Source organism: Mesorhizobium sp. M0904 (assembly GCF_040319475.1).
Taxonomy (GTDB): Bacteria; Pseudomonadota; Alphaproteobacteria; order Rhizobiales; family Rhizobiaceae; genus Mesorhizobium.
Genome location: NZ_JAMYOC010000013.1, coordinates 60,987 through 87,013, shown reverse-complemented (window position 1 = coordinate 87,013; position 26,027 = coordinate 60,987). Strand labels below are relative to the sequence as shown.

Here is a 26,027-nt window from a genome sequence, read left to right as displayed (position 1 = left end):
AGCCGCAGCATATCGCATCCTGAACACAATAAGCCGAGCGGAGGCTAGACCATGCTTCAGAAAACCAGCCATTTCATGCGGCAGGCCAATCTCATCAATGGCGAATGGGTGCAGGCCGATTCAGGCCAGACGGTCGACGTCAACAATCCTGCCACCGGCCTCAAGATCGGCACAGTGCCGAAGTCGGGCAAGGCCGAGACCCGCCGCGCCATCGAAGCCGCCGACGCTGCCTTCCAGACATGGCGCAAGACCACCGCGCTCGAACGCTCGAAGCTGTTGCGCAAGCTGCACGACGCGATGATGGACAATCAGGACGTGCTGGCCGAACTACTAACCATCGAGCAGGGCAAGTCGCTGTTCGAATCGAAGGGCGAGATCGGCTCGGCCGCGTCCTACATATTGTGGTTCGCCGAAGAAGGCCGCCGCACTTATGGCGACGTCGTGCCGTCGCCCTGGGCGGACCGCCGTATCCTGGTGACCAAGGAACCGGTCGGCGTCATCGCCGCTATTACGCCATGGAATTTCCCGTCCTCGATGCTGGCCCGCAAGCTCGGTCCGGCGCTTGCCGCCGGCTGTACCGCCGTGGTTAAGCCGGCGTCGCAGACGCCTTATTCCGGCCTCGCCTGGGGCGCGCTCGCCGAGGAAGTCGGTTTCCCCAAGGGCGTCATCAACATCCTGACGGGCGCCGCCGGCGAGATCGGCGACGAGATCTGCGCCAACCCGTTGGTCAAGAAGATCACCTTCACCGGCTCGACCGAGGTTGGCAAGATCCTGATCCAGAAGTCGTCGGTGACCGTCAAGAAGGTGTCGATGGAGCTCGGTGGCAATGCGCCGTTCATCGTCTTCGACGACGCCGACATCGAGCGGGCCGTCGCTGGCGCCATCACCGCCAAGTACCGCAATTCCGGCCAGACCTGCGTCTGCACCAACCGCTTCCTGGTGCAGGCCGGCATCTATGACCAGTTCGTCGAAAAGTTGGCTGCCGCGAGCGACGGACTGAAGGTCGGTTCCGGCCTCGAAGACGGCGTCCAGCAGGGGCCGCTGATCGACGAAAAGGCGGTGGAGAAGGTCGAGGAGCTGATTGCCGACGCTACCGCCAAGGGCGGCAAGGTCGTCGCCGGCGGCAAGCGCCACGCGCTCGGCGGTTCGTTCTTCCAGCCGACGGTGATTGCCGATGCGACGCCGAAGATGCGCTTCATGAAGGAAGAGATCTTTGGCCCGGTTGCGCCGGTGTTCAAGTTTGAAACCGAAGAGGAAGCCGTAGCACTCGCCAACGACACCGAATTCGGCCTCGCCTGCTATTTCTACACCGGCGATCTCGGTCGCGCCTTCCGGGTCATGGAAGGGCTGAAATACGGCATGGTCGGCGTCAATGAAGGCCTCATCACCACGCCTGAGGCGCCGTTCGGCGGCGTCAAGGAATCGGGCCTCGGCAAGGAAGGCGGACATCAGGGCATCGAGGACTATCTCGACACCAAATATGTCTGCATCGGCGGACTTGGTCTCTAACGGGGCTGGCTTTGCTAGCGCACCCACATCCCCGCCGGCGACCAGCCGCTTGAGGCATCACCAAAATCGCTGGCCGGCAAGCGCCGGAAGCGGACGTTGGTGCAGCTGTTCCGAACAGCGACGTAGAAACTTTCGAGCTACCGTCGATGTCTCAGCTGATCGGCTTGGCTGTCGCCAGCCACTGGAGCGCGATTTTCAGAATTTCGTGCACCAGCAGTCCGATAGTAATGCCGCCGATGATCGCCGTGGTCGTCAACAGCGCCGCAGGCAGGTTCCCATCCATTGGCAGCAGGATCAGTTCGGGGACGAATCTGTGGAACAGGTAGATGTGATAGCTCGCCGCGGAGATCGGCAATACCCACGCGACAATCTTTCGCGGTAGCTCGATGCGCGGAGCAAAGAGAAGCGCCGCAAGGCAGGCAAATTGCAGGAGATATTTTATCCAGGAGCCGATCCAGTTCCCGCCGAAATAAGCGACGAGCGGAAAGATCGCTGCTCCGGCGCCGAGCAGCAGGAGTTTCTTCGACAAATTGTCTGCGAAGAACAAGGACCATCCGAATGCCGACAAGTAGAGCACCCAGGGAACCGTGAAAATCTGCCGGTCCCCGGTCGGCCAAGCCAAGGGGCCTATAAAACGAAGAGCCAGCGCTGCGACGAGAAACGCAACGCCGAACCAAAAGGGGTCCTGGCGCGCGAAGCGTCTGACGGCCGGAATGGCGAAAAGCCCTGCCCAGATCAGCGTCATTTGGACGTAGGCTTCCACGAACCAATAGAGGAACGGAAGCATCGTGTGATCGGCCGGATCGGCGGTTCCGAAGTTCCCGACCAAAAAGACTGATGCCCAAGGTACTTCTCCCCACGCAATAGTGTACCCGGCAACAATCAGGTAGTACGGCGCAAGGACCGCCGCCAGCGGCCGAAAGACGCTGGCATGATGGCCGGCCAATAAGTTGCCACTCTGGAAACGGGCCAGACTGTAACCGATCAGCATGACCATGGCCGCGGCACCACCGGGCACAGGCCAAAGGGCGGCGTGCTGGATTACAACGAGTAGAATTGCCGAGACCCGGATGATCAGATCTGTCCCAAGCGACTGCGTTTCGGTCTTTTCCCGGCGCATCACGGCAAGTTTTGCGATCGGCTCGCGTTCCCAGTCCTCGGGGAGGTAGCCGAGAATGCGCTCCAGGCTGAGCGACAGCTGGACATACCGGAGAGAACCGCCGCCCAGTGATACGAAACTGTCGTCATCGCAGACGCGGTGCGGGAAAAAGGCCTCGCGGAATGCGTCATGCACACTTTTGACGTGACGGACTTGCTGCTGGCCCAAGCTTGTCCGAAGAGGTTCATAGTCAATCTTGCCGGACGCGAGGCGCGGCAGGGCCTCGACTGATTGGGCTCGGATATGCAATGCGGTCAAACCGCTCGCATCGAGCAGAGCCTGACGCACCGCATCCTCTGAATGCCCTGATGTATAGACCGCGTGGATCGATTTGTCGTCGCCGCTAACCGCCGCGTTGATGCCACGCACAGATAGTGCGTGCTCGAGCGCGTCATGGCCGATGCGAAGCCCTGCAATCTTCGACAGCCTGCTCCGGCGGCCCACGATCCGATAGAGCCCGCAGTTCTTGCGTACGGCCAAGTCACCCGTCTTGAGTATCGTCAGTTCCGCACCGCGGCCGAGATCGGCCCGGCTCGAAGCGTAGCCCATCGTGACATTGGGGCCGGAATAGACAAGTTCACCGACGGTATCCGCCGCACCAATGGTTCTTCCGTTCTCGTCGACCAGGCTTAGTTCACCATCGGGGATCGCAACGCCAATGCTGTCAGGATTTTCGCCCACCAGCTCTGGCGGAACAAAGGCAATCCTAGCGGTCGCTTCGGTCTGACCATACATGACAAACAGTTCCTTGTCGTCTTTGGACAGGTGGCTGTGGCAAAGCCGAACAAGGTTTGGTGAGAGTTTGCCGCCGGCCACGGTCATCATTCTCAGGTCCGGAAGAGACTCGTCCCGGAACCCGATTTGTTCAAGCAGTTCGAATGAATAGGGAACGCCGGCAAGATTGGTGCAGCGGTTTTGGCGAAGGCCCTCGATGAAGCCGGGCTCAAGGATGGACTTCCCTGAAACGAAGAGGCTGGCGCGCGCTGCCAGATGCGAATTGAGGACGGACAGCCCGTAGGAGTAATGCAACGGTAGGATCAACGCGCCGCGATCGCTAATGGTGAGACCCAGGTACTGGACGATAGCCTCGGCGTTAGCGGAGATATTCTTCTCCGACAGCCGCACAAATTTGCCGAGCCCCGTGCTGCCCGATGTCGAAAGAAGAACGGCGAGGTCCGGGTGTAAGCGATCAGCGGATGGAATCCCTGAGTGGTCGGTGCGCCACCGTTCACCGATTCTGCGGAAACCAATATCGGGGTGATATTGCTCTTCGAAGCGGGAAGCAGCCGCCACATCGCCCGGAGGCAGAAGTGCCACGGCATGCCCTCGCTTCAGGGCTGCCAAATATGCGATGATGGCATGCTCGGAAAGATAAGTTTCGATGGCTATTAGGCGTTTTTCTGAGCCAAACAGCTCAGCCTGTTCCCCGACCCGGCGCGCGAGCTCACCGTAGGTGATTACCGGTCGGCAGGGAAAAAGCAGAGCCGGCGCATTGCCGCCGCTTGCGAGGGCCTCGACGAAACTTGGCACCATCGATCGCCTAACCTCATATTTCGAAAAACAAGTCGCCTCTAAAGCGTCAGCTGCGCGTTAGATAACTGGAGTAGTGTAGTCAACTATCGTTGACCCGATCACTCTCGCGTGCGCGTGATTACCTTCGCCCCCGTAGAACCGCATCAGGCAGCAACATCTCGGATGGCGTGGGGCGAAATTAATTCTGCGCAAACCTCGACGCAGCGTGCGGTCAAAGTCTTCTGGACAATTGGCCGCCCCTTGCCCGACTAGGCTACATCTGGGCTGACGCGCACGGTGTTGGCCGGCCGGTGTAAGGGGACCTGTGCGCGGGAAGCGTTTTGTGTCGATTTTGTTTGACTTTTTGGGCTTTCCGGGAAAGTGCGCAAGGCCGTCAGCAGCAACGTCGTCGGCTGTGGTTTGTGACAATCTCGTGTGAGCGTCAGCGGTGTTTTGGCTGCTATCCAGCCATAGCGATGACCTTCAAACTGCGTTTCAAATTGTAGGCGATGGCAGTGAGGCGAATTTGAACGCCTGCCTTTGCAAGCCCTCGCCATCGCATCCGGCGAAGGCCGTAGCTTCGTTTCCATGTGCCGAAGATCTTCTCGATACGGCCACGAACACGGTGGATCGGTTGGGTTCCAGGCCTCAAGACGTGCAGTTGTTTCAGCTCCGTCCCCACATACCGGTAGCGACGATGCGTGGCATTCCTCCCTTGGCGCGCACCGCATCGCCGAAATGGTTGCCTCGAAAGGGGCTGTCGGCAAACACCTCGCCTGAACTGTCGGGCAGAGCATCAGTACCGGCCTTGCCGTCGTTGATGTGGGCGGGCGTGACGGCGATCTCCTCGACCAGAGCCGTGTAAGCGTCGGCGCGACATTGGCTTTGAAGCCATGAACCGCTGGTCGGCCTTTATGCCTGACCGATGGCCCTCTTCATCATCCTCACTGGCCGAGGCGAAATCGTCGCATCCATATACGTGCCGGTCTTCACCTGGATCGCTTTGGCCTGAGCAGGCGGGTGATCTCGGTCGAACCGGGCCTTGTCCTACGTCGGTTCATGCCGCGCGCCGCATGGCGAGACTGGTTCGGAGCGGTGCCGCGAACAGTTCGACTGCGTCGTAAGCGCAGTGCCGATGTTGAGCTTTGCAATGGAACAGCGCGTTTCATTGCTCGGGAATCGAGCCACCTAAATTGTGCACGAGATTGCCATGTCATCGGACCCGCCGTCGCCGGAGGCATCAATGGGCTCGGCGCGCAGCGCCTATTCGGGGCAGCAGCGGTTGTCTATCTGACGGCGCTCTGCGGTAGCCTGTCGCTATTCCGTGCGGTCGAGCCGGAATAGCAGAAGCATCAAATCCGCTGACGTCCGCAATAGGCTCATCGCAAGGTTCATAGCCGGTTGGCAACGGCCGCAAAGGGTCCGCAAGCTGGATTTGGGCTTCCGGCTGCCGGGGCACGGTAGCCCTTCGCCTCTTGCTGCGCTCGAGCGGGTCAGCGTACCGTACGCCTCCTCTGGCCGATCAAATGTCTGCACCCATTTGGGAATGGCCGCTTCGCGCAAAAGTATTCCCCCGTGAGCCGACTTTCCGAATTGGCTTAACTTCCAAATCTGTGGCTTTGCCTGCATTGCGGACCGCGGAGTTCCGAACACTCGCCCAAGGGCATGCCATGGCGTTTCGTCTCTTTGTTCCGATCCTTGCCGGTGCAACGCTGCGCGAGCGGCTGCTCGCCTGCATCGGGGCCATGATCGGCATCGCATTGACCGGCGTGATCAGTGCGCTGGCGAACGGGTCTGGCCCACATGTCGCACTGCTGGTTGCTCCAATGGGAGCATCGGCCGTGCTGCTCTTTGCCGTGCCTTCAAGCCCGCTGGCGCAACCTTGGTCGATTATCGGCGGCAATACGATTTCGGCGCTGGTCGGGGTGATCGTGGCGCATTTCGTGCATGAACCCGTCCTTGCTACCGGCATTGCGGTGGCGCTGGCCATCGCCGCTATGTCATTTACGCGCTGCCTGCATCCGCCGGGCGGCGCCGCCGCCTTGACCGCGGTGTTCGGCGGACCGGCCGTCTTCAGCTCCGGCTTGCTGTTTCCCTTCGTTCCGGTGGCGCTGAACTCGATCGTGCTGGTCGCACTCGGCTACGGCATCCACAAACTGTCGCGGCGCAACTATCCGCATGTGGCGGCCCCTGCCCTTAAAAGCTCGCATGGAACCATCGACCCGCCGGCGCGGGAGCGGGTCGGCTTCCGGCCCGAGGATATCGATGCCGCGCTCGGCGCGCTGGAGGAAACCTTCGATATCGACCGCGACGATCTCGAGCGGCTGCTGCGGCAGGTCGAGTTGCAGGCCATGGTGCGCTCGCATCGGACCCTGCTGTGCGAGGACATCATGTCGCGCGATGTGATTTCGGTCGGTGAACATGCGCCTGCCGACCAGGCGCGTCATTTGCTGCTAGATCACAACATCCGGACGCTCCCGGTGACCGACGCCGAGGGCGGGCTGGTCGGCGTAGTTGGCCTGCGCGAGCTGACGAAGGCGACCGACACGGTGAGGGCTGTGATGTCGAAGGCTGGCACCGCCTCTCCCGATACGCCGGCGATGAGCCTGCTGCCGGTGCTCACCGACGGCCGCAGCCATGCCGTGGTCATCGTCGATGCCGAGCGACGCACTCTTGGGCTGATCACCCAGACCGACCTGCTGGCGGCGGCAGCGCGCGCGCACATGGCAGACACAACGCTGGCAGCGGCATAAAAGTGTGATCCGGATTGCTCAATCCGGGAACCCGATGGGGTGCCAGTGAATATCGGGATGGCGCGGAAGATAGTCCGGAGATTACTGACGGCCTAGTCAAGTCCGGCGACCGCTACGATGTACACGAAAAGCCCGTCGCGCTGACGATGGGCGAGCCTGTAGGGATAGGAATGGAGATATCCCTCTGAAGACCTAGATGTCGACAGCGGCGTCAACGTCACGATGGGCCTTCCATTCGTGCGGACGTCGCTGGACCATGGAACGGCTCCGACCGGGTGATCGTGACGCTCTTCGTCAATCCGAAGCAGTTCAACAGCCAGGCCGAGCTCGCCGCATATCCGCGCACCGAGGACGAGGATGCCGCCAAGCTGGCGCCGCTTGGCGCACCTGCTTTATGCGCCGGATGGCATCGAGATAACCCGGAAGGATTCGCCACCACTGTTGCCGTGAACGACATCAGCGAAGGGCTGTGCGGCGCGTTCCGTCCGAGATTGGAACAGCTCTTGTTCCGCCACGATCTATCCCGGTTTCAATAAGCATGCTGGCCGCAGGCAATTTATTGCGTGTCCATGTTCCGCTGGTCCCTAAGATGGGGCGAACCATCAGGGAACCGCCGTGATAAGACCGCCACGGAAGCCTTCAAGGCTGTTCCGCTGTCGCGGCCGATTTGATCCCCCAACGCAATTTGAAAGAGCGAGGCCGGCATGGGCACCCCAATCAAAGAATCTGACAGTCGAGCAACGACGGTCTCGATCGTACAGAGCCGCTCAGAAGTCCGGCGCGACTTCCAAGGCCGATGTGCTAGTAATCGGCAGCGGCGCCGCTGGATTGTCGGCAGCGCTCTACGCTGCGAAGGCCGGGTTGCGGGTCGTTGTCTGTGAGAACTCGGCAAGGCTTGGTGGCACGACGGCGCTTTCGAACGGTATGATCTGGATTCCGCGTTCGCGTCAGGCGGCGGCCGCGAAAATCGACGATACAATTGAGAAGGCCAACGTTTATCTGCAGCACGAACTGGGCAACTATTACAGGCCGGATTTCATCGACGTCTATCTCAACGATGGACCGACTGCCATAAAGGAGTTGGAGAACGACACTGAGGTCGAATTCACGCTGGCGTCGGCGCCCGACTATCATTCAAGTCAGGTCGGTAAGGGCCGGGCGCTCAGCCCAGCACCTTATGACGGCCGCAAGCTAGGCAAGGACTTCGACCTCATCGGCGATCCTATTCGCGTGGAGCTCGGTGGCATGATGATCTCCTCCAGCGAGGTCGGAAAGTTCCTCAACCCGTTCCAGTCGTTTGCCGCCCTCAGCCATGTCACCCGCCGCGTTGCACGCTACATCACGGACCGGTTTGGTTATCGGCGTGGAACCGAGCTCAGCGGCGGCAACGCGCTGATTGCCCGGCTGCTCGTCAGCCTGCGTCAGCGAGGCGTAGAGATATGGACGAACTCGACTGCCACCGAGCTCCTCACGACAGGTGATCGCGTCACCGGCGCGGTGGTCAGCCGCAGCGGTCAGACGTGGCACGTTAACGCATCAAGTGGCGTGGTTCTGGCGACCGGTGGCTTCGCGCGCGATGCTCGCCTCAGACGCGAATTGAGCGGCGCCCACCAACATGACGAAACACTCGCGCATCCGGATGTGACCGGCGACGGCATTGACCTCGCGGTTGCTGTCGGTGCTGCGGTCGACAACGATGTCGCCAGCGCCGGCTTCTGGACCCCGGTGTCGTTACTTAAGACGCCCAAGGGCAATGAGATCGTCCCTTATGGTTGGCTGGACCGGGGAAGGCCCGGAGTAATCGCTGTCGGACCGAACGCGAGACGTTTCGTCAACGAGTCAAATTCATATCACGATATCTGCCTGGCGATGTTCCAGCACGGCTATCCAGAAGACCGACGGTTTTACTTCATCTGCGATCATGACTTTGTCCGCAAGCGCGGCATGGGCCATCTGCTGCCTTGGCCCTGGACTTTGAGCATCGGCAAGTACGCGCGCAACGGCTATATCCAGGTCGCCCAAACGATCAATGCGCTCGCTCTCAGGATCGGTCTCGATCCGGACTCACTGGAAAAGACAGTCAAGCAACACAATCGAAATGCCGAGACCGGTTTGGATCCCGATTTCCACGAGGCGAATCCGCCTTCAACCGCATGCTCGGCGACCCGACTGTAGGCAAGAAGAACCCTAATCTGGGCCCAATCCGAAATGGACCGTTTATCGCGCTGAGAATTGTACCTGCGACGCTTGGCACGGCGACGGGCCTGGCGACCGATAATGAGGCCAGGGTTTTGGACACAGCGGGAAAACCAATCGCTGGTCTTTATGCCTGCGGCAATGACATGACCTCCCCCATGCGCGGGCTCTATCCCGGGGCTGGAATCACGATCGAGCCGGCAATCGTCTTCGCCTACCGGGCCGCAATGAGTTTGAACACCGCCGCAACTGAAGCTGCCTGAAACCTAAGATACCTGAGCCGCCTACAACCCTTAGGGTAGTACGAACAGAGGATCCAAGGTGCGTCCCTTTGCATCTGGTCAACGCTCGGACATCAGCATGTGGGCGCCATGCTGAGACCAGCGCATCTGCTGCTTCTTCACCATGCGCTTGGCGACTAGCGAATTGACCGCCGACTCGGCAAGGGTCGTGGCGACGCGAAGACCGGCTCGGTAGCGTTTGCCGTAGTTGATGATCGCACCGCGGTTCGAGCGGATGTAGGTGAGGAGCTGCGCGCCAAGGTTATGAAGGCGCGCGACTGCGAGTGCCCCTTCTTCCTGCCAGGCCTTGAATTCCGCTACAAGCCGCTCGAGATCGCGGATCGCTCGATCCACGCGACCGTGCCACAGACGCCACTTCACCGCTCTGATGTCCCTGTCGATGGACGGGAGCACGCCGGCGAGATCAGAGCGGGATCGAATCATGTGATCCGCGATCTGCTGCATGGGCTGAATATTCATGGCGATGTGAAACCAGTCGATGATGTGGGTGTCGGCTTCGGCATCGCACGAGGTAACCGTTTGAGGATCTCGCAACGATGTCGAAATTTCCTGCTGAGTGTGCATCCCAATATCAGGGAAACGATCCTCATCGAGTTCGTCACCCGGCTGGGATATGCGTTCTTCTCGATCGCGACGCTGAGTTTTCTCGGTCTCGGCATCCAACCGCCTTCCGCCGATTGGGGGCTAGCCGTCGCCGACGGCTACGGCTTCCTGACCGGCGGAAAATGGTGGGTCGTCGTCTTCAACTCCGGAGCCATCGTCTCACTGGTCGTGGCAACGAACCTTATTGCCCAAGGCATAGGCGCGTTTGAAAATGTCGATGGATGAATGCGAGCCGTTTTGATCCTTCTTGGCCATCGCCAGATGGACGTTGCTACCGAACATTAGCAGAACTGGATTTTTCTCCTCAAAGGCGAAAAATCGAAACCTTGTTCCTTATCTCTATAGATTTTGTCGAATATCGTCTGCCCCGGTTTGGAAATGACCCAATGCGCATGCAGGGTCTGGGAGATTGACGAATTGGCACGGCTATCGGTTCTCGGGATATCTGGCGGCGTAAGCACGCCGTCGCGCACGACTGCGGTAGTGAACGCGCTGGTCAAGGCAGTCGCACTGCGCCTCCCGGCAGACACCGGCCTGATCGAAATCACCGAGGCGGCGCCTTCGATTTTCGCCGGGCTGTCTCGTGGCGCGCTTGGCGCGTCTGGCGAAGCGATCATCCAGCGTGTCGAGAAGGCCGACCTTCTCGTGGTCGGAACGCCCGTCTATCGGGCTTCCTACTCCGGGGCCCTGAAGCACCTGTTTGACCTCGTCGACTATCGTGCGCTGGCTGGCAAGACCGTGCTTCTCGCGGCAACAGGCGGAAGTCCATACCATGGCCTGGTTCTCGAACACCAGCTCCGGCCATTGTTCGGTTTTTTCGGGGCCGTCACCGTCCCGACCGGCGTCTACGGCGCGCCCGACGATTTCGTCGATGCCAAGATCGTCGGCGCGACGATTATCGATCGCATCTCACGGGCCGCTACCGAAGCGGTCTCCTTGCTTAATTCCAGTCGTGCAAACGCTGCCGTCGCCACGCGCGTCGGTTGAAGCCAATCAAAAGGGGAAAACGAAACGAAATGACCTCGAATTCCGACAACGTGAAATTCGCTTACTGGGTCCCGAACGTTTCGGGCGGCCTTGTCATCTCCAACATCGAGCAGCGGACGGGTTGGGACATCGACTACAACCGCAAGCTCGCCCAGATCGCCGAGGCCAACGGCTTCGACTATGCGCTGAGCCAGATCCGCTTCACGGCCGGCTATGGGGCCGACAACCAGCACGAATCCGTATCGTTCAGCCACGCCTTGCTTGCCGCGACCACAACGCTGAAAGTCATCGCGGCGATCCTGCCCGGCCCATGGAATCCAGCGCTGGCGGCCAAGCAGATAGCCACCATCAACCACCTGACCAATGGCCGTGTCGCGGTCAATGTCGTGAGCGGCTGGTTCCGCGGTGAGTTCGCCGCCATCGGCGAGCTGTGGCTCGACCATGACGAGCGCTATCGCCGCTCGGAGGAATTCATCCGTGCGCTGCGCGGCATCTGGACCGAGGATAATTTCACGTTGAAGGGCGACTTCTATCGCTTCACCAACTACTCGATGAAGCCGAAGCCGATCGATCCGCAGCCGGAGATCTTCCAGGGCGGCTCATCGCGCGCGGCGCGCGACATGGCTGCGCGGGTTTCCGACTGGTATTTCACCAACGGCAACACGCCGGAAGAGATCAAGAAGCAGGTTGACGACATCAAGACCAAGGCGAAGGCCAATGGCCACAAGGTGAAGATCGGCGTCAACGCCTTTGCCATCGCTCGCGAAACCGAGGCAGAAGCGCGCACCGTGCTCGACGAGATCATCGCCAAGGCCAATCCGGAGGCGGTTCAGGGTTTCGCCGATCAGGTCAAGAATGCCGGCAAGGCCTCGCCGGAAGGCGAGGGTAACTGGGCGAAATCCTCCTTCGAGGACCTTGTCCAATACAATGACGGCTTCCGCAGCAATCTCATCGGCACGCCGGAACAGATTGCCGAACGCATCCTCAAGCTGAAGGATGCCGGCGCGGATCTGATCCTGCTCGGCTTCCTGCATTTCCAGGAAGAGGTCGAGTTCTTCGGCAAGCGCGTCATCCCACTGGTGCGCGAACTGGAAGCGGCGCGCGACAGGGAGCTCGTCGCCGCGGAATAGGACAGGCGCGGCCTTCAGGCCGCCGCCCGCACGCCTTCAAAATCAGGAACGTTTCATGATTGGTGCTTCGCTGGGAGCCGCCGCATACGAGCGCGCGCCCGAAATTTCCGGCATTCTTGCTGGTGCTGGTCCCGTCGAGGACACGCGCCCGGCGCGCCTGTCGGCAAAGGCTGATGCGATCCTGGCGCTGGGCGGGATCAGCATTTCCTTTGGTGGCGTCACGGCACTGCGGGATGTCGACCTCGAGGTCAAAAGCCGCGAGATTCGCGCTGTGATCGGTCCCAATGGCGCCGGCAAATCCTCGCTGATCAATATCATCAGCGGCCTCTATCACGCCGATCAGGGCAAGATCGCGATGGATGGCCAGTCCTTTTCCCGGGTGTCGGCAAGCCGTCTGGCACGGCTCGGCGTCGCGCGCACCTTCCAGAACTTGGCACTGTTCGGTGGGCTTTCAGTGCGCGACAACATCGCGTCGGGCCGCGTCCACACCCGGCGCGCCAGCTTCGTCGAACATATTGCCGGTCTGCCGCGCGCCCGGCGCGAAGATGCCGCGATCGCTGAAAAGGTCGACCAGACAATCACCTTCCTGCATCTCGAGGCCGTCGCCGATCGCCTGGTCGCGACGCTGCCCTACGGCCTGCAGAAGCGGGTCGAACTGGCGCGCGCGCTCGTCGCCGAGCCGAAGATCCTGCTGCTCGACGAGCCGATGGCCGGCATGACGGCGACCGAGAAGGCCGAGATGGCCGGTTTCGTGCGCGCAGCGCGCGACCGGCACGACGTCACCATCATCCTGATCGAACACGATATCGGCGTGGTCATGGGGCTCTCCGACCGCGTCGCCGTGCTCGACTACGGCCGCAAGATCGCCGACGGGACACCGGCCGAGGTCAGGGCCAATCCGGCGGTGATCCGGGCCTATATCGGCACCGCCGAAGGCGAAGATGGCGAGGGCATCTGATGAGCTACTATGATTTCCTCTTCGTCATCGAGGTGCTGGTCGGTGGCTTGCTCTCAGGCGTCATGTATTCGCTCGTCGCCATCGGTTTCGTGCTGATCTACAAGACGTCGGGCGTGCTGAACTTCGCGCAAGGGTCGATGGTGCTGTTCGCCGCACTCACCTTTGTCAGCCTTGTCGAACGCGGCATCCCGTTTGCGCTTTCGCTGCTCATTACCCTCGCGGCCATGGTTGCGCTGGGCTTCACCATCGAGCGAACTGTGCTGAGGCCGCTGGTCAATCGCTCGCCGATGACGCTGTTCATGGCCACGCTTGGCCTGTCTTACATCATCGAAGGCGCTGCCCAGTTGGTGTGGGGCACGCAGGTGCACGGGCTCGATCTCGGCATCGACGACACGCCGTTCGAGGTCGGCGGCATCCTGATCTCGTCGTTCGATCTTCTTGCTGCAGGCATTGCCGCGGCGATGGTCGCCGGCTTGAGCGCATTCTTCTATTGGACCCGCATCGGCCTAGCGTTTCGCGCCGTCGCAGACGACCAGTTCGCGGCGCTCGCCGTCGGGCTGCGGCTGCCCCGGATCTGGGGAACGGTGTGGACGGCCGCGGGGTTCGTGGCGCTGGTCGCGGGGCTTTTGTGGGGCGCGCGCCTCGGCGTCCAGTTCTCGCTGTCGCTGATCGTGCTGAAGGCGCTGCCGGTGCTGGTGCTTGGCGGCTTCGATTCTATCCTCGGCGCCATCGTCGGCGGCCTCATCATCGGCGCCAGCGAGAAGCTCGCCGAGGTCTACCTCGGACCCTTTGTCGGTGGCGGCATCGAAGGCTGGTTCGCCTATGCGCTGGCGCTGGTCGTCCTGCTGGTGCGCCCCTCCGGCCTGTTTGGCCAGAAGACTGTCGAAAGGGTCTGACCGATGGCCGTCCAAGCGCTCGATGCCGCAAGGCGTCCAATCGACTGGCAGAAGTTAGCTCTGCCGGCCGCCCTGATTGCCGTCGCTTACGGCCTGATCCCCGCCTATGCGTCGAGCTATCTCGTCGAGGCGATCCTGTTGCCGTTCCTGGCGCTCAGCCTGGCGGCGGTCGGCCTCAACCTTTTGACCGGCTATTGCGGCCAGCTTTCGCTGGGCTCCTCCGCCTTCATGGCGGTCGGCGCTTTCGCCGCCTACAATTTCAACCTTCGGGTCGAAGGACTGCCGCTGGCTGCAACCACGATCCTGGCCGGGATTTCGGCCGCCGGCATCGGCGTCGTGTTCGGATTGCCGAGCCTGCGCCTGCGCGGCTTCTATCTCGCCGTCTCGACGCTCGCCGCCCAGTTCTTCGTGCAGTGGGCGCTGACCAAGTTCGGCTGGTTCTCCAACGACAACCCATCCGGAGTGATCTCGGCGCCGCACCTTGCCGTCGCCGGGCTGTCGCTCGACGGCGCGACAGGCCGATACCTGCTCTCGGTCACCACGGTCATCGTGCTCACGGCGCTGGTCTGGCGCCTGGTCAACAGCGCGACCGGCCGCAATTTCATCGCCGTGCGCGACAACGAAACCGCCGCGCGGGTGATCGGCGTCCCTGTGCTGAAGACCAAGCTGCTGGCGTTCGCCATCTCGTCCTTCATCATCGGCGTCGCCGGCGTGCTGTGGGCCTTCACCTATCTGCGCACTGTCGAGCCGGCCGGCTTCAATCTAGACCGCTCGTTCCAGATCCTGTTCATCATCATCATCGGTGGGCTGGCCTCGATACGCGGCGCGTTGCTGGGGGCGGCGTTCATCGTCGTCCTCCCGCTCTTTCTGTCCCGGCTCGGCGCCTTCGTGTTCGGTGGCCTGTTCGATTCGGGTGTGCTCGACATGAGCCAGCGCATCGTCCTCGGCGCGCTCATCATCATCTTCCTCATCGCGGAACCGAACGGGCTGGCGGCCCTCTTCGACCGCCTGAAACGACGGATCGGCTCAAGGTCCAGCTGAGCGTCGCTCGACATCCTCTCACGGACCACAAACCTCAGGAGACGCAACCCATGACCCTCTTCAGTCACCTACGAAAAGCGGCGATCGCCACGGCCTTCGTCCTCGGCGCGACGGCGGTTCACGCCGACGAACAGTATTTTCCTCTGCAGAGCTACCGCGTCGGCCCCTATGCCGCCGGCGGCACCGGCTTCTTCGGTGGCTTCATCGACTATCTCGACCTGATCAACATCCGCGACGGCGGCGTCAACGGCGTCAAGCTGACCTGGAGCGAAGGCGAGACGCAGTATGAGGTCGAGAAGGGCGTCGAGGTCTATGAGCGGTTGAAGAGCAATCCCGGCATCGCTGCCTGGAACCCGCTTTCGGTCGGCATCGCATACGCCATGATCGACCGTATCACCGACGACAAGGTGCCACTGATCACCATCAACCACGGCCGCACTGACACGACCGACGGGCGCGTGTTCCCTTATGTCTTCCCGCTGCTGCTCAATCCCTACAGCGAGACCTCCGGCATCGTGAACTACATCGCCTCCAAGGAAGGCGGCCTGGACAAGCTCAAGGGCAAGAAGATCGTGGTGCTCTATCACGGCTCGCCCTACGGCAAGGAGACGATCCCGATCTATGAATTGCTGTCGCAGAAATACGGCTTCGAGCTGTCGCAGATCGAGGTGCCGCATCCCGGCAACGAACAGCAGGCGCAGTGGCTGACGATCCGGCGCGAGCATCCCGACTATGTCGTGCTGCGCGGCTGGGGCGTGATGAACCCCGTCGCCCTGAAGACTGCCCAGAAGACCGGCTTCCCGGCCGATCACATCGTCGGCAATGTCTGGTCCAACTCCGAGGAGGACGTCATCCCGGCCGGCGACGCCGCCAAGGGCTATACGGCCATCACCACCCAGGCGTCTGGCGAGCAGTATCCGGTTGTCCAGGAGATCGTCAAAACAGTCTACGGCGCCGGCAAGGGCAATCTCGAGGACAAGAGCCGCATCGGCTCGGTCTACCACAATCTCGGCATCGTCAACGGCATCCTCAATGTCGAGGCGGTCCGCATCGCACAGGCCAAGTTCGGCAACCGCACGCTCACTGGCGACGAAGTGCGCTGGGGCTTCGAGCATCTCAAGCTTGACCCGGCCCGTGTCGAGGCGCTGGGCGCCAAGGACCTGTTCCACTCGATCAACGTCTCCTGGGACAATCACGAAGGTGACGGCTACGTGACCTTCCAGCAGTGGGACGGCAAGAAGTGGAACGTCGTCTCCGACTGGATCGCGCCCGACTGGAAGCTGCTGCGCCCGATCATCGAGAAGTCGTCCAAGACCTATGCCAAGGAAAAGGGCATCAAGATCCGCACGGCCGAGGATGCCGAAGCGGTGGTCAGCAACTGAGTTCGGCATGGCGCGGCCGACAATCTGGCCGGCCGCGCCATCCATCCTCCCAGCGGAGTCAACAATGTCCAGCCCGGAAACCCCGATCCTGTCGGTCACCCGCGTGGAGGCCGTCTACAACGGCGCCATCGCCGCGCTCCACGGCGTCGATCTATCAGTCGGCAAAGGTGAGATTGTCGCCTTGCTTGGGTCCAACGGCGCCGGCAAGACGACGCTGTTGCGCGCCGTATCCAATCTCCTCCCGGCCGAACGCGGCACTGTTACCGCCGGCCGGATCACCTTCGATGGCGAGGATGTCTCGAGGGCAAGCCCCTCGCACCTCGTTCGCCGTGGCCTGGTCCAGGTTCTCGAGGGACGGCACTGTTTCCGCTCGCTAACGGTCGAGGAGAACCTTCTGACCGGCGCGCTCGGGCGTTCGTCCTCCCGCACCGGCGTCAAGGCCGACCTCGACCGCGTCTATGCGCTTTTCCCCAGGCTCGCCGAGAAGAGGCGAACTCGGTCCGGCCTCACCTCCGGCGGCGAGCAGCAGATGACGGCTATCGGCCGGGGCCTGATGTCGCGGCCGAAACTCTTCGTGCTGGACGAGCCGTCGATGGGGCTCGCGCCGCTGATCGTCGATGAGATCTTCAGCGCCTTGAAGCGGCTCAACCGCGACGAAGGCCTGTCGATCCTTGTCGCCGAACAGAATTCGGCGGTTGCGCTGAAATATGCCGACCGCGCCACAGTGCTCGAAAACGGAAAAAGCGTGCTGGAAGGATCGGCTGCCGACCTGCGCCAGCGCGACGACATCAAGACCTACTATCTCGGCGGCGCGCCGCTCCCATTGCAACACTTTCCCCAGGAGACAGCAGCATGACCATCCAATCGAAGCAGCCGTCCGATATCCGCAGCGCCGTCCCCCCGGTCGAGCGTCCGTCGGCCAGAGCGCATGTCATCAAGACCGACGCCGAGGCGATCGCTGTGGCGGAAAAACTGGCCGCAGACTTCGCCAGGGACGCCTCCAGGCGGGACCGCGAGCGCATCTGGCCGAAGGAAGAGCTCGATGCGTTTTCGCAGAGCGGCCTGTGGTCGATCAACGTGCCGAAGGCCTATGGCGGACCGGAACTCTCCTATGTGACGCTGTCGAAGGTGATCACCGTCATCTCGGCGGCCGATCCGTCGCTCGGCCAGATTCCGCAGAACCATTTCGGCGTCGTCGCCGCCATCCGCACCGTCTCTGACGAGGCCCAGAAGAAGTTGCTCTTCGCCGAAGTTCTGTCCGGCACGCGGTTCGGCAACGCATTCTCCGAGTTCGGCTCCAAGCGGGCGGCCGACTTCGAGACCAAATTCGTCGACGCTGGCGACCACGTCGTGGTCAATGGCCAGAAATTCTATTCGAGCGGCGCGCTGCTCGCCCATCTGGTGCCGATCGTGGCGCTCGATGACGAAGGCCGCGCCTGGTATGCCATCGCCGACCGCGGTGCGCCCGGACTGACTGTCATCGACGACTGGTCGAGCTTCGGCCAGAAGACGACACTGTCCGGCACCGTTCTGCTCGACAATGTCAAGGTGCCGAAGACGCATCTCGTCCCCGGCTACAAGGGCTACGACAGGCCGACGGCCGACGGCGCCATCTTCCAGATCATCCAGGCCGCGGTCGATCTCGGTATCGCCAAAGCGGCGATAGACGAAACCGTCAACTTCGTGCGCACTAAGTCGCGTGCGTGGATCGACAGCGGCGTCGATCATGCCTGGCAGGATCCCTATACGATCCAGGCGGTCGGCGACCTCCGCCTGCGGGCCAACGCGGCCGAGGCGGTTCTGGACAAGGCCGGCCTTGCGGTCGATCGCGCTGTGCTCGACCCCAACGAGAAGACCGTCGCGGAAGCGCAGATCGCTGTGGCGGAATCCAAGATCCTCACCACCGAGATCGCCATCAACGCCACCAACAGACTTTTCGAACTCGCGGGCACGCGCTCGACATTGGCCGAGCACAATCTCGACCGGCATTGGCGCAACGCCCGCACCCACACGCTGCACGATCCGGTGCGCTGGAAATACGCGATCCTCGGCAATTACTACCTGAACGACGTCAATCCGCCGTTCCATGCCTGGAGCTGAGCGAGACGCCGTCAAGTCATAGAGGACTATTCATGAGCATTGCCATCCCCGACAGGATCAAGGTCCTGTGGTTTCTCCCGACCCATGGCGACAGCCGCTATCTCGGCACCTCCAAGGGGGGCAGGGCGGTCGACTTGCCCTACCTCACCCAGGTCGCCAAGGCGGCCGACGCCATCGGCTACTACGGCGCGTTGCTGCCGACCGGGCGCAGTTGCGAGGACAGCTGGGTGGTGGCGTCGGCGCTGGCGCCGCTGACGCAGCGGTTGCGCTTTCTTGTTGCCGTCCGTCCCGGGCTGCAGTCGCCGACGCTCGCGGCGCGGATGACCTCGACGCTCGACCGCATTTCCGGCGGACGCCTGCTCATCAATGTCGTCACCGGCGGCGACCCGGTCGAGAACAAGGGCGACGGCATCTTCCTCAGCCATGACGAGCGCTATGAGGTAACACGGGAATTCCTCGACATCTACAAGGCGGTACTCAGTGGCGAAACTGTCGCCTTCGAGGGCAAACATTTCCGCATCGCGGACGGCCGGCTGCTGTTCCCGCCGGTGCAGACGCCGCACCCGCCGCTCTATTTCGGCGGCTCGTCGGAAGCGGCGAATGCGGTCGCCGCCGAGCAGATCGACAAATATCTGACCTGGGGCGAGCCGCCGGCGGACGTCGCCGCCAAGATTAGTCACGTGCGCGACCTTGCCGAAAAAGCCGGCCGCGAAGTGAGCTTCGGCATCCGGTTGCATGTCATCGTCCGCGAAACCAATGACGAGGCTTGGGCCGATGCCGACCGGCTGATCAGCCGGCTCGACGACAAGACGATCGCCGAGGCGCAGAAGGTTTTCGCGCGCATGGATTCGGTCGGCCAGTCGCGCATGAGCCGCTTGCATGGCGGCAGCCGTGACAAGCTCGAAATCAGCCCGAACCTGTGGGCCGGCGTTGGCCTGGTGCGCGGTGGCGCCGGCACCTCGCTGGTTGGCGATGGGGCAACCGTGGCGGAGCGGATCGACGAATACCGGCGCATTGGCATCGATACGTTCATCCTGTCCGGCTATCCGCATCTGGAGGAAGCCTATCGCTTCGGCGAACTGGTGCTGCCGCTGTTGCCGCTGGATCATGAAATCTCGACCCGGCCGACGACTGTGAACATGGGACCGTTCGGCGAGACCGTGGCCGGCGATCACCGACCATCGGCGCTGCGCGCGAGCCAGTCTTGAGCGCTTCCGACATGGTCAGCAAACCGGCGGTTGCCATTATCGGTGGCGGCTTTTCCGGCGCCGCAACCGCCTTTCACCTGGCGCGGCTTTTGCCGACCGGCACGGCCGATATCGTTGTCGTCGAACCGCGCGAGGCGCTCGGCCACGGATTGGCCTATTCCACGGCCGATCCTTCGCACCGCATCAACGTGCGGGCGTCCAGGATGACGCTGATCTCCGCTGAGGCCGGCCATTTTTCCGACTGGCTGGAGCAGACCGGCGCCATTCTGGACGACATGGAGGCGGTCGTCGCCAGCGGCGCGATCTACCCGCAGCGTCGGGTCTTCGGCCGCTATGTCGAATCCCACCTGCAGCCCTTCCTGCAGAGCAAAGCGATCCGCCATGTCAGGGCCGAAGTTGCTTCGGTCGAGCGCAATGGCGAGGGCTACCGGCTCGTCCTGTCCGATGGCGCAACGCTTGCCGCCGAGGCTGTGGTGATCGCCGCTACGCATCCATTGCCGGCAGTGCCGGCGCCGCTGCGCAGTGTGGCCGCCGTCGCCGGGTTGGTGGCCAATCCCTACGATCTCGAACGACTGCAGGCGATCGGCCGCGATGACCATGTTCTCATCGTCGGCACCGGGCTGACCTCGGCGGACGTCATCGCCACTCTCGACCGCAGGGGACATCGCGGCCGCATCACGGCACTGTCGCGCCATGGCTATCGCTCGCATGTGCAGGCAGCGATGCAGGGCGACCCGGTCGGCGATTTCACGACCCTGCCTTCGCGCAGCGCCACGGTGCTGCTCAGGCAGATCCGGGCTACGATCGCAGCAGCAACGCAACAAGGTGAAGGCTGGTATCCCGTCCTCGACGCTGTCCGGCGTCAGGGGCAGTTCATCTGGCAGACCTTGCCGCTGGCCGAGCAGCGCCGCGTGGTGCGCCATCTTCGCGCGCTCTGGGACGTGCATCGCTTCCGCATCGCGCCACAGGTCGCGGCCGTGCTGGATCGCCGCCTTGCCGAGGGCACGCTCGCTTATCGCGCCGCGTCGATTGTCAAGGCCGAAGAAGCCGATGGGCGTATTCGCGTCACGCAGCGGCCACGGCGCCAACATAACCTCATCGTCGAAGCGTTCCACAGCGTGATCGTGACGACTGGGCCGGCGCACGCCGATATTCTTCGCACCAACACGGCGATTGCCACCCTTGGACATCTGGGCTTGGTCCATCTTGACCCGACCGGTCTCGGTCTGGAGACCGACAGGCAGGGCCGCGCGGTCAGCGCGTCAGGCAATCCGACCGACAATATTTTCGTCAGTGGACCACTGGCGCGCGGCAGCGTCGGCGAGCTGATGGGCATCCCCGAAGTCACCGCCCATGCCGAGAGGATCGCCGCCGAAATTCACCAATGGTTGGGATACCAAACCGCGTTGCGTCGCAAGGCGTCGTGACGCTGCAAACACGATGAGGCTGTCCAGATGACACTGACCGAACGCATTCTGCTGGATGAAACCCCCATCCCGCTCAAAGTAGCGATGCGACACCTGGCCGGAGCCGTGTCCGTGGTCACCGCAGGTATCGGCGACGAGCGCACCGGCGCAACCGTTACCACCGCCCATTCCTTATCGGTCGAACCGGAGGTGATGGTCGTCAGCATCAACCTGAGTTCGTCGACATGGGCAGCAATCAGCCGGTACCGGCATTTCTGCGTAAATGTGCTGCGTGCCGACCAAATTGGGATTGCCGACCGCTTCGCCGGGCGCGGCGGCCTGAAGGGGTCTGCGCGCTATGATGGCGCTGGCTGGTCCAGTCTTGCAACTGGTGCACTAGCACTCGACGGCGCGCTTGCCGCCGTCGACTGCACAGTCCAGGACACGATTGTTCGTCACAGCCACGCGCTGATCCTCGGCAGCGTCAGGCATGTGGTGAGCGGCGAACCCGGGCCAGCGCTGATCTACCATCACGGCACATATGGATCGTCGTGAGTCCGCGCCGCTTATGGGTACCACGATCCGACCCAAGGACAGAATAATAATTCTCCATCAAATCTATAGAAAACATCTGATATCTTAATCGGCCCTCGCCTTGTCGGTAGTGTCCCCGCAGTCTATCAAAGGAGTGAGGGATGGGTCGTCGTATTCGCTTCAACGCTTTCGACATGAATTGCGTTGGCCACCAATCCCCGGGCCTGTGGAAGCATCCGCGCGACCAGTCGTGGAAATACAAGGATCTGGACTACTGGCAGGACCTAGCCCGGACGCTCGAGCGCGGTATTTTCGACGGCATATTCATCGCCGACGTCATCGGCTATTACGATGTCTACAAGGGCTCGAACTACCACGCGATCGAGCAAGCGGCGCAAATTCCGGTCAATGATCCCTTGCAGCTCGCCGCGCCGATCGCGCTTGCCACCGAACATCTCGGCATCGGCATTACCGCCTCGACCTCGTTCGAACACCCTTACACATTCGCCCGCCGCCTTTCGACCGCCGACCACCACACCAAAGGTCGTGTCGGCTGGAACATAGTCACTTCATATCTGGAAAGTGGCGCCAAGAATGTCGGCCAGGGCGGCTTGAAAAGCCATGACAACCGATATGAGGTCGCCGCCGAGTATGTCGAGGTGCTCTACAAGCTGTTCGAAGGCAGTTGGGAAGAGGGTGCGGTACAGCGTGATCCGGTCCGAGGCATCTTCGCCGACCCAAGCAAGGTTCATGAAATCGGCCACAAGGGCAAATTCTTCGACGTGCCTGGCTACCATCTGTCGGAGCCGTCGCCGCAGCGCACCCCGGTTCTCTATCAGGCGGGCGCCTCCGGTCCCGGCAAGGCCTTCGCCGCTGCCCATGCCGAGTGCGTCTTCGTCGGCGCGCCGACCAAATCACTGCTCAAGGCCTATGTTTCCGAAATCCGCCAAAAGGCCGCTGCGGCCGGCCGCGATCCGAAGAAAGTTCTGATCTACAACCTCACCACACTGATCATCGATGAAACGGATGAAAAGGCCCGGAAGCGTTTCGAGGAGTATCAGAGCTATACGTCCTATGACGGCTCGCTGGTGTTCATGTCCGGCTGGAGCGGCATCGACTTCGGCCAGTATGCGCCGACCGACGCGCTCAAGAAGGTCGAGACCAATGCCATCGTTTCGATGGTCGAGCATTTCGCCGGCAAGGACAAGGCCTGGACCGTCGAGGAATTGGCGAAATGGGGCGGCATCGGCGGCGTCGGGCCGGTCTTCGTCGGCTCGCCCGGCACCATCGCCGACATCCTGCAGGAATGGGTTGATGAAACCGGTGTCGACGGCTTCAACCTTGCTTATGCGGTGACGCCCGAAAGCTTCGAGGCCGCCGTCGACTTGCTCGTACCGGAATTGCAGAAGCGCGGCGTCTATCCCACGGCCTACAAGCCCGGCACATTGCGTGAGAAGCTGTTCGGCGACGGACCCTATCTTCCTGCGACGCATCCCGCCGACGGCTACCGTAACATCGAGGCCGTCAAGCGTCGCGAAGTCGACCGTGCTTCGGCGGCCTGAAATACGTGAATGCGTGATGAGAGGCTTGCTGGAACTCCACGACGTGTCGCTGTCCTTCAAGGGCGTACGTGCCCTGAATGAACTGAGCTTCAGCGTCGCCAAGGGTGAAATCTGTGCCTTGATCGGGCCGAATGGCGCCGGCAAGAGCTCGCTTCTCAATGTCATCAATGGCGTCTATCGCGCCGACGCCGGCGACATTGTCTTCGACGGTTTGCGCTTCGAGGCGATCCATCCGCAGAAGGCAGCCCATCTCGGCATCGGCCGGACCTTCCAGCACAATGCGTTGTTTCGGCGCCTATCGGTGCGCGAAAACGTGCTGGCCGGTCTTTCTCGTCATGGCACCGCCAGCTTTTTCGAAAACATCTTCCGGCTGGGCAGGGACAGCGCCGAGCGCCACGGCTTCCTTGCCCGTGCCGAGCGCACCATGGCTTTCCTCGGGCTCGACCGTCACGCGGACAGCATAGTTTCGACACTTCCTTACGGACTGCAGAAACGCGTTGATCTCGCCCGCGCACTGGTCTCAGGCCCCAAGCTGCTGCTGCTCGACGAACCGATGGCCGGCATGAACCAGGAGGAGAAGGAGGAGATGAGCCGCGTGATCCGCGAGGTCAATCGCGTCTTCGGCTCCACCGTGGTGCTGATCGAACACGATGTCGGCATCGTGCTCAATCTCGTCAGCCATGTGGTGGTGCTCGACTACGGCCGCAAGCTCGCGGACGGGGCACCCGACGAGGTGCGCAAGAACCCCGACGTGATAGCCGCCTATCTCGGCACAGTTCACTGAGGAACTCATGTCCTATTTCTTTGAAACATTGGTCAGCGGTCTGTTTGCCGGAGTGATGTACTCACTCGTCGCGATTGGCTTCGTGCTCATCTACAAGGCATCGGGAGTCTTCAATTTCGCGCAAGGGGCGATGCTGCTTTTCTCGGCGCTGACCTTCGTCACCCTGACCGAGAAAGGCATGCCCTTCGCCCTGGCCTTCATCGTCACATCCCTTGTCATGGTGGTGATGGCGATGCTGATCGAGTGGCTGGTGCTGCGGCCGTTGCGAAACCGTGATCCGTTGACCCTGTTCGTGGCCACTTTGGGATTGAGCTATGTCATCGAGGGCCTTGCCCAACTGCTGATGGGCATGGATGTTCACATGCTCGATCTCGGCATCCCCGATGTCGCCGTACCGGTCGGCAGCATCTACGTCAGCCAGTTCGATATCATTGCCTCGTTGATTGCACTGACGCTGGTCGCCACGCTGGCCATCGCTTTCAACAAGACGCGCATGGGCATCTCGCTTCGGGCGGTGGCTTGCGACACGCTTGCGGCGCAGTCGATCGGCATCCGCCTGCCTGTCATCTGGCGCATCGTCTGGAGCGTCGCCGGCATCGTGGCCCTGGTTGCCGGCCTTGTCTGGGGATCGCGCCAGGGCGTGCAGTATTCGTTGTCGCTGGTGACGCTCAAAGCGCTGCCGGTGCTGATCATCGGCGGCTTCTCCTCCATCCCAGGCGCGATCGCCGGTGGCCTGCTTGTCGGCGCGACCGAGGCGTTGGCCGACATCTACGTCGGCCCGCTGGTCAATGGCAGTGTTTCCACCTGGTTTGCCTACATCCTCGCTGTCGGCTTCCTGCTGATACGCCCGGCCGGTCTGTTCGGCGATCGCGAAATCGAAAGGGTGTGATCATGACCACGCTGCAGGAATCTGCTCCGTCCAAGCCGCTCCGCCAGCCTGCATTCGGGGTTGGCACCCTTGCCGTCGTCGCTGGCCTGATTGTCGCCTTTACGGTGCCGACCATTGCCGACGACTACTGGCTGAGCTCGATCATCATCCCGACGGTGATCATGGGGCTTGCCGGGATCGGCCTGAACCTGCTGATGGGTTATACCGGGCTTGTGTCGATCGGTTCGGCTGCCTTCATGTCGATAGGTGCCTTCTCGACCTACAATCTGCTGCTGCGCGCGCCATTCTTGCCGCTGCCGGCGGTTCTGATCATTGCCGGTCTGATCGCGGCGATTGCCGGCGTCATCTTCGGCTTGCCGTCGCTGCGCATCAAGGGCTTCTATCTCGGCGCATCGACCCTCGGTGCACAGTTCTTGTTCGAATGGCTGTTCACCAATTTCAGTTGGTTTTCGAATGACAGCCAGTCGCTGACCATCTCGGCGCCTCGACTGCAGATCCTCGACTACGATCTGCAGACGGCCACCGGCCGCTACTATCTGGTCATTGCAACCACGGCGCTGCTCATCGCTCTGGCCTTCGCAATCGTCAAAAGCCGAGTCGGCCGCGAATGGATGGCGATCCGCGACATGGATGTTGCTGCTTCGGTCATCGGCATCCGGGTTGCGCGCCGCAAACTGCTGTCCTTCGGCATAAGTTCATTTTTCCTTGGTGTCGCCGGCGCGCTCTGGGCGTTCGGATATCTCGGCACCTCGGATGCGCATGCGTTCAATCTCGATAAATCGTTCCAGATCCTGTTCATCGTCATCATTGGTGGTGTGGCAACCATCTTCGGCAACTTTCTCGGCGCCGCCTTTATCGTGCTGACGCCGATCCTGCTCGACCGGCTGTCGCTGATCATTGATTTGTCATTTCTCGGTGATCAGGGCGCGCTGGCAAACCTGCAGCACATCATCTTCGGCACGATCATCATCGTGCTGCTGATCAAGGAACCGGATGGATTGTCAAGCCTCGGAAGGCGCGGCGTGGAAGCCCTTCGCTCGCGAGCACGATCATCCAACTGAACTCAGACAGACGAAACACCTCGGCGCCGGGTCTTTCGCCTCCTCCCAAGCATCA

Annotated in this window: 23 protein-coding genes and 2 pseudogenes; 22 read left to right on the top strand and 3 right to left on the bottom strand. The window is 61.8% G+C overall.

Going from position 1 to position 26,027, the window contains the following annotated elements:
• The first annotated feature begins 51 nt into the window (after positions 1-51).
• Complete coding sequence (locus tag NKH80_RS15645) at positions 52-1,509, top strand: NAD-dependent succinate-semialdehyde dehydrogenase (RefSeq protein WP_352992340.1); 1,458 nt, start codon at positions 52-54, stop codon at positions 1,507-1,509.
• Positions 1,510-1,660: 151 nt separating this feature from the next.
• On the opposite strand, the gene NKH80_RS15640 is transcribed toward NKH80_RS15645, so the two are convergent.
• Both NKH80_RS15640 and NKH80_RS15635 read right to left on the bottom strand, forming a co-directional pair.
• Positions 1,661-4,201 carry an AMP-binding protein gene (locus NKH80_RS15640; protein WP_352992337.1) on the bottom strand — a complete coding sequence of 847 codons (2,541 nt, stop codon included), beginning with the start codon at positions 4,199-4,201 and terminating at the stop codon, positions 1,661-1,663.
• Between the two features lie 439 nt (positions 4,202-4,640).
• Positions 4,641-4,901 (bottom strand): annotated as a pseudogene (locus tag NKH80_RS15635) (transposase); the annotation flags it as partial.
• A 949-nt stretch (positions 4,902-5,850) separates the two neighbouring features.
• Here NKH80_RS15635 and NKH80_RS15630 point away from each other — a divergent pair.
• From NKH80_RS15630 to NKH80_RS15610, 5 genes and pseudogenes are all read left to right on the top strand, one after another.
• Positions 5,851-6,933 carry an HPP family protein gene (locus tag NKH80_RS15630; protein WP_352992335.1) on the top strand — a complete coding sequence of 361 codons (1,083 nt, stop codon included), beginning with the start codon at positions 5,851-5,853 and terminating at the stop codon, positions 6,931-6,933.
• A gap of 192 nt (positions 6,934-7,125) precedes the next feature.
• Positions 7,126-7,200, top strand: a pseudogene (locus NKH80_RS30105) (4-hydroxythreonine-4-phosphate dehydrogenase PdxA); the annotation flags it as partial.
• Between the two features lie 8 nt (positions 7,201-7,208).
• Positions 7,209-7,469 (top strand): pantoate--beta-alanine ligase, encoded by a 261-nt coding sequence (locus NKH80_RS15620; RefSeq protein ID WP_352992333.1) that lies wholly within the window; start codon positions 7,209-7,211, stop codon positions 7,467-7,469.
• A 292-nt stretch (positions 7,470-7,761) separates the two neighbouring features.
• Positions 7,762-9,108, top strand: coding sequence for an FAD-binding protein (locus NKH80_RS15615; RefSeq protein ID WP_352992331.1), 1,347 nt, complete (start codon positions 7,762-7,764; stop codon positions 9,106-9,108).
• Positions 9,087-9,392: an FAD-binding protein gene (locus tag NKH80_RS15610; protein ID WP_352992329.1), complete on the top strand. Its 306-nt coding sequence runs from the start codon at positions 9,087-9,089 to the stop codon at positions 9,390-9,392. Before NKH80_RS15615 ends, NKH80_RS15610 begins: the two co-directional genes overlap by 22 nt.
• Positions 9,393-9,470: 78 nt before the next feature.
• On the opposite strand, the gene NKH80_RS15605 is transcribed toward NKH80_RS15610, so the two are convergent.
• The gene (locus NKH80_RS15605; RefSeq protein WP_352992327.1) at positions 9,471-9,875 is read right to left on the bottom strand and encodes a hypothetical protein; all 405 of its coding nucleotides are present in this window, start codon (positions 9,873-9,875) and stop codon (positions 9,471-9,473) included.
• Between NKH80_RS15605 and NKH80_RS15600 the strand changes: the two genes are divergently transcribed.
• The 16 genes from NKH80_RS15600 (at position 9,855) to NKH80_RS15525 (ending at position 25,972) form a co-directional block, all read left to right on the top strand.
• A complete protein-coding gene (locus NKH80_RS15600) occupies positions 9,855-10,259 on the top strand; it encodes a hypothetical protein (protein ID WP_352992325.1) in 405 nt (134 codons plus the stop codon). The genes NKH80_RS15605 and NKH80_RS15600 overlap by 21 nt on opposite strands.
• A gap of 192 nt (positions 10,260-10,451) precedes the next feature.
• Positions 10,452-11,021, top strand: a complete 570-nt coding sequence (locus NKH80_RS15595) for an NAD(P)H-dependent oxidoreductase (RefSeq protein ID WP_352992323.1) — start codon at positions 10,452-10,454, stop codon at positions 11,019-11,021.
• 29 nt (positions 11,022-11,050) lie between these two features.
• Complete coding sequence (sfnG, locus tag NKH80_RS15590; RefSeq protein WP_023722893.1) at positions 11,051-12,151, top strand: dimethylsulfone monooxygenase SfnG; 1,101 nt, start codon at positions 11,051-11,053, stop codon at positions 12,149-12,151.
• Positions 12,152-12,206: 55 nt separating this feature from the next.
• The gene (locus NKH80_RS15585) at positions 12,207-13,109 is read left to right on the top strand and encodes an ABC transporter ATP-binding protein (RefSeq protein ID WP_352992321.1); all 903 of its coding nucleotides are present in this window, start codon (positions 12,207-12,209) and stop codon (positions 13,107-13,109) included.
• On the top strand, positions 13,109-14,005 hold the full coding sequence (locus NKH80_RS15580) for a branched-chain amino acid ABC transporter permease (protein ID WP_352531515.1): 897 nt from the start codon (positions 13,109-13,111) through the stop codon (positions 14,003-14,005). Before NKH80_RS15585 ends, NKH80_RS15580 begins: the two co-directional genes overlap by 1 nt.
• 3 nt (positions 14,006-14,008) lie before the next feature.
• Positions 14,009-15,046, top strand: a complete 1,038-nt coding sequence (locus NKH80_RS15575; protein WP_352992319.1) for a branched-chain amino acid ABC transporter permease — start codon at positions 14,009-14,011, stop codon at positions 15,044-15,046.
• Between the two features lie 50 nt (positions 15,047-15,096).
• The gene (locus tag NKH80_RS15570) at positions 15,097-16,428 is read left to right on the top strand and encodes an ABC transporter substrate-binding protein (protein ID WP_352992317.1); all 1,332 of its coding nucleotides are present in this window, start codon (positions 15,097-15,099) and stop codon (positions 16,426-16,428) included.
• A gap of 64 nt (positions 16,429-16,492) precedes the next feature.
• Positions 16,493-17,284: an ABC transporter ATP-binding protein gene (locus NKH80_RS15565; RefSeq protein WP_352992315.1), complete on the top strand. Its 792-nt coding sequence runs from the start codon at positions 16,493-16,495 to the stop codon at positions 17,282-17,284.
• Complete coding sequence (locus tag NKH80_RS15560; protein WP_352992313.1) at positions 17,281-18,528, top strand: SfnB family sulfur acquisition oxidoreductase; 1,248 nt, start codon at positions 17,281-17,283, stop codon at positions 18,526-18,528. The genes NKH80_RS15565 and NKH80_RS15560 overlap by 4 nt, the downstream gene beginning before the upstream one ends.
• 32 nt (positions 18,529-18,560) lie before the next feature.
• Positions 18,561-19,736, top strand: coding sequence for an FMNH2-dependent alkanesulfonate monooxygenase (ssuD, locus tag NKH80_RS15555; protein WP_352992311.1), 1,176 nt, complete (start codon positions 18,561-18,563; stop codon positions 19,734-19,736).
• Entirely contained in the window at positions 19,733-21,163 is a 1,431-nt protein-coding gene (locus NKH80_RS15550) for an FAD/NAD(P)-binding protein (RefSeq protein ID WP_352992309.1), read from the top strand. Before ssuD ends, NKH80_RS15550 begins: the two co-directional genes overlap by 4 nt.
• A 27-nt stretch (positions 21,164-21,190) precedes the next feature.
• The gene (locus NKH80_RS15545) at positions 21,191-21,697 is read left to right on the top strand and encodes a flavin reductase family protein (RefSeq protein WP_352992307.1); all 507 of its coding nucleotides are present in this window, start codon (positions 21,191-21,193) and stop codon (positions 21,695-21,697) included.
• 140 nt (positions 21,698-21,837) lie between these two features.
• Positions 21,838-23,238, top strand: a complete 1,401-nt coding sequence (locus NKH80_RS15540) for an LLM class flavin-dependent oxidoreductase (protein WP_352992306.1) — start codon at positions 21,838-21,840, stop codon at positions 23,236-23,238.
• A gap of 16 nt (positions 23,239-23,254) precedes the next feature.
• Positions 23,255-24,022: an ABC transporter ATP-binding protein gene (locus tag NKH80_RS15535; RefSeq protein ID WP_352992304.1), complete on the top strand. Its 768-nt coding sequence runs from the start codon at positions 23,255-23,257 to the stop codon at positions 24,020-24,022.
• Positions 24,023-24,029: 7 nt separating this feature from the next.
• Positions 24,030-24,911, top strand: a complete 882-nt coding sequence (locus NKH80_RS15530; RefSeq protein WP_352992302.1) for a branched-chain amino acid ABC transporter permease — start codon at positions 24,030-24,032, stop codon at positions 24,909-24,911.
• A 2-nt stretch (positions 24,912-24,913) separates the two neighbouring features.
• The gene (locus NKH80_RS15525) at positions 24,914-25,972 is read left to right on the top strand and encodes a branched-chain amino acid ABC transporter permease (protein WP_352992300.1); all 1,059 of its coding nucleotides are present in this window, start codon (positions 24,914-24,916) and stop codon (positions 25,970-25,972) included.
• The last annotated feature ends 55 nt before the right edge of the window (positions 25,973-26,027 follow it).

Bases quoted from the DNA above. Each gene is read 5' to 3' on its own strand.
- NKH80_RS15645 (WP_352992340.1), top strand. From the start codon at position 52: ATGCTTCAGAAAACCAGCCATTTCATGCGGCAGGCCAATCTCATCAAT.
- NKH80_RS15640 (WP_352992337.1), bottom strand. From the start codon at position 4,201: ATGGTGCCAAGTTTCGTCGAGGCCCTCGCAAGCGGCGGCAATGCGCCG.
- NKH80_RS15630 (WP_352992335.1), top strand. From the start codon at position 5,851: ATGGCGTTTCGTCTCTTTGTTCCGATCCTTGCCGGTGCAACGCTGCGC.
- NKH80_RS15610 (WP_352992329.1), top strand. From the start codon at position 9,087: ATGCTCGGCGACCCGACTGTAGGCAAGAAGAACCCTAATCTGGGCCCA.
- NKH80_RS15605 (WP_352992327.1), bottom strand. From the start codon at position 9,875: ATGCAGCAGATCGCGGATCACATGATTCGATCCCGCTCTGATCTCGCC.
- sfnG (WP_023722893.1), top strand. From the start codon at position 11,051: ATGACCTCGAATTCCGACAACGTGAAATTCGCTTACTGGGTCCCGAAC.
- NKH80_RS15585 (WP_352992321.1), top strand. From the start codon at position 12,207: ATGATTGGTGCTTCGCTGGGAGCCGCCGCATACGAGCGCGCGCCCGAA.
- NKH80_RS15580 (WP_352531515.1), top strand. From the start codon at position 13,109: ATGAGCTACTATGATTTCCTCTTCGTCATCGAGGTGCTGGTCGGTGGC.
- NKH80_RS15575 (WP_352992319.1), top strand. From the start codon at position 14,009: ATGGCCGTCCAAGCGCTCGATGCCGCAAGGCGTCCAATCGACTGGCAG.
- NKH80_RS15570 (WP_352992317.1), top strand. From the start codon at position 15,097: ATGACCCTCTTCAGTCACCTACGAAAAGCGGCGATCGCCACGGCCTTC.
- NKH80_RS15565 (WP_352992315.1), top strand. From the start codon at position 16,493: ATGTCCAGCCCGGAAACCCCGATCCTGTCGGTCACCCGCGTGGAGGCC.
- NKH80_RS15560 (WP_352992313.1), top strand. From the start codon at position 17,281: ATGACCATCCAATCGAAGCAGCCGTCCGATATCCGCAGCGCCGTCCCC.
- ssuD (WP_352992311.1), top strand. From the start codon at position 18,561: ATGAGCATTGCCATCCCCGACAGGATCAAGGTCCTGTGGTTTCTCCCG.
- NKH80_RS15545 (WP_352992307.1), top strand. From the start codon at position 21,191: ATGACACTGACCGAACGCATTCTGCTGGATGAAACCCCCATCCCGCTC.
- NKH80_RS15540 (WP_352992306.1), top strand. From the start codon at position 21,838: ATGGGTCGTCGTATTCGCTTCAACGCTTTCGACATGAATTGCGTTGGC.
- NKH80_RS15535 (WP_352992304.1), top strand. From the start codon at position 23,255: ATGAGAGGCTTGCTGGAACTCCACGACGTGTCGCTGTCCTTCAAGGGC.
- NKH80_RS15530 (WP_352992302.1), top strand. From the start codon at position 24,030: ATGTCCTATTTCTTTGAAACATTGGTCAGCGGTCTGTTTGCCGGAGTG.
- NKH80_RS15525 (WP_352992300.1), top strand. From the start codon at position 24,914: ATGACCACGCTGCAGGAATCTGCTCCGTCCAAGCCGCTCCGCCAGCCT.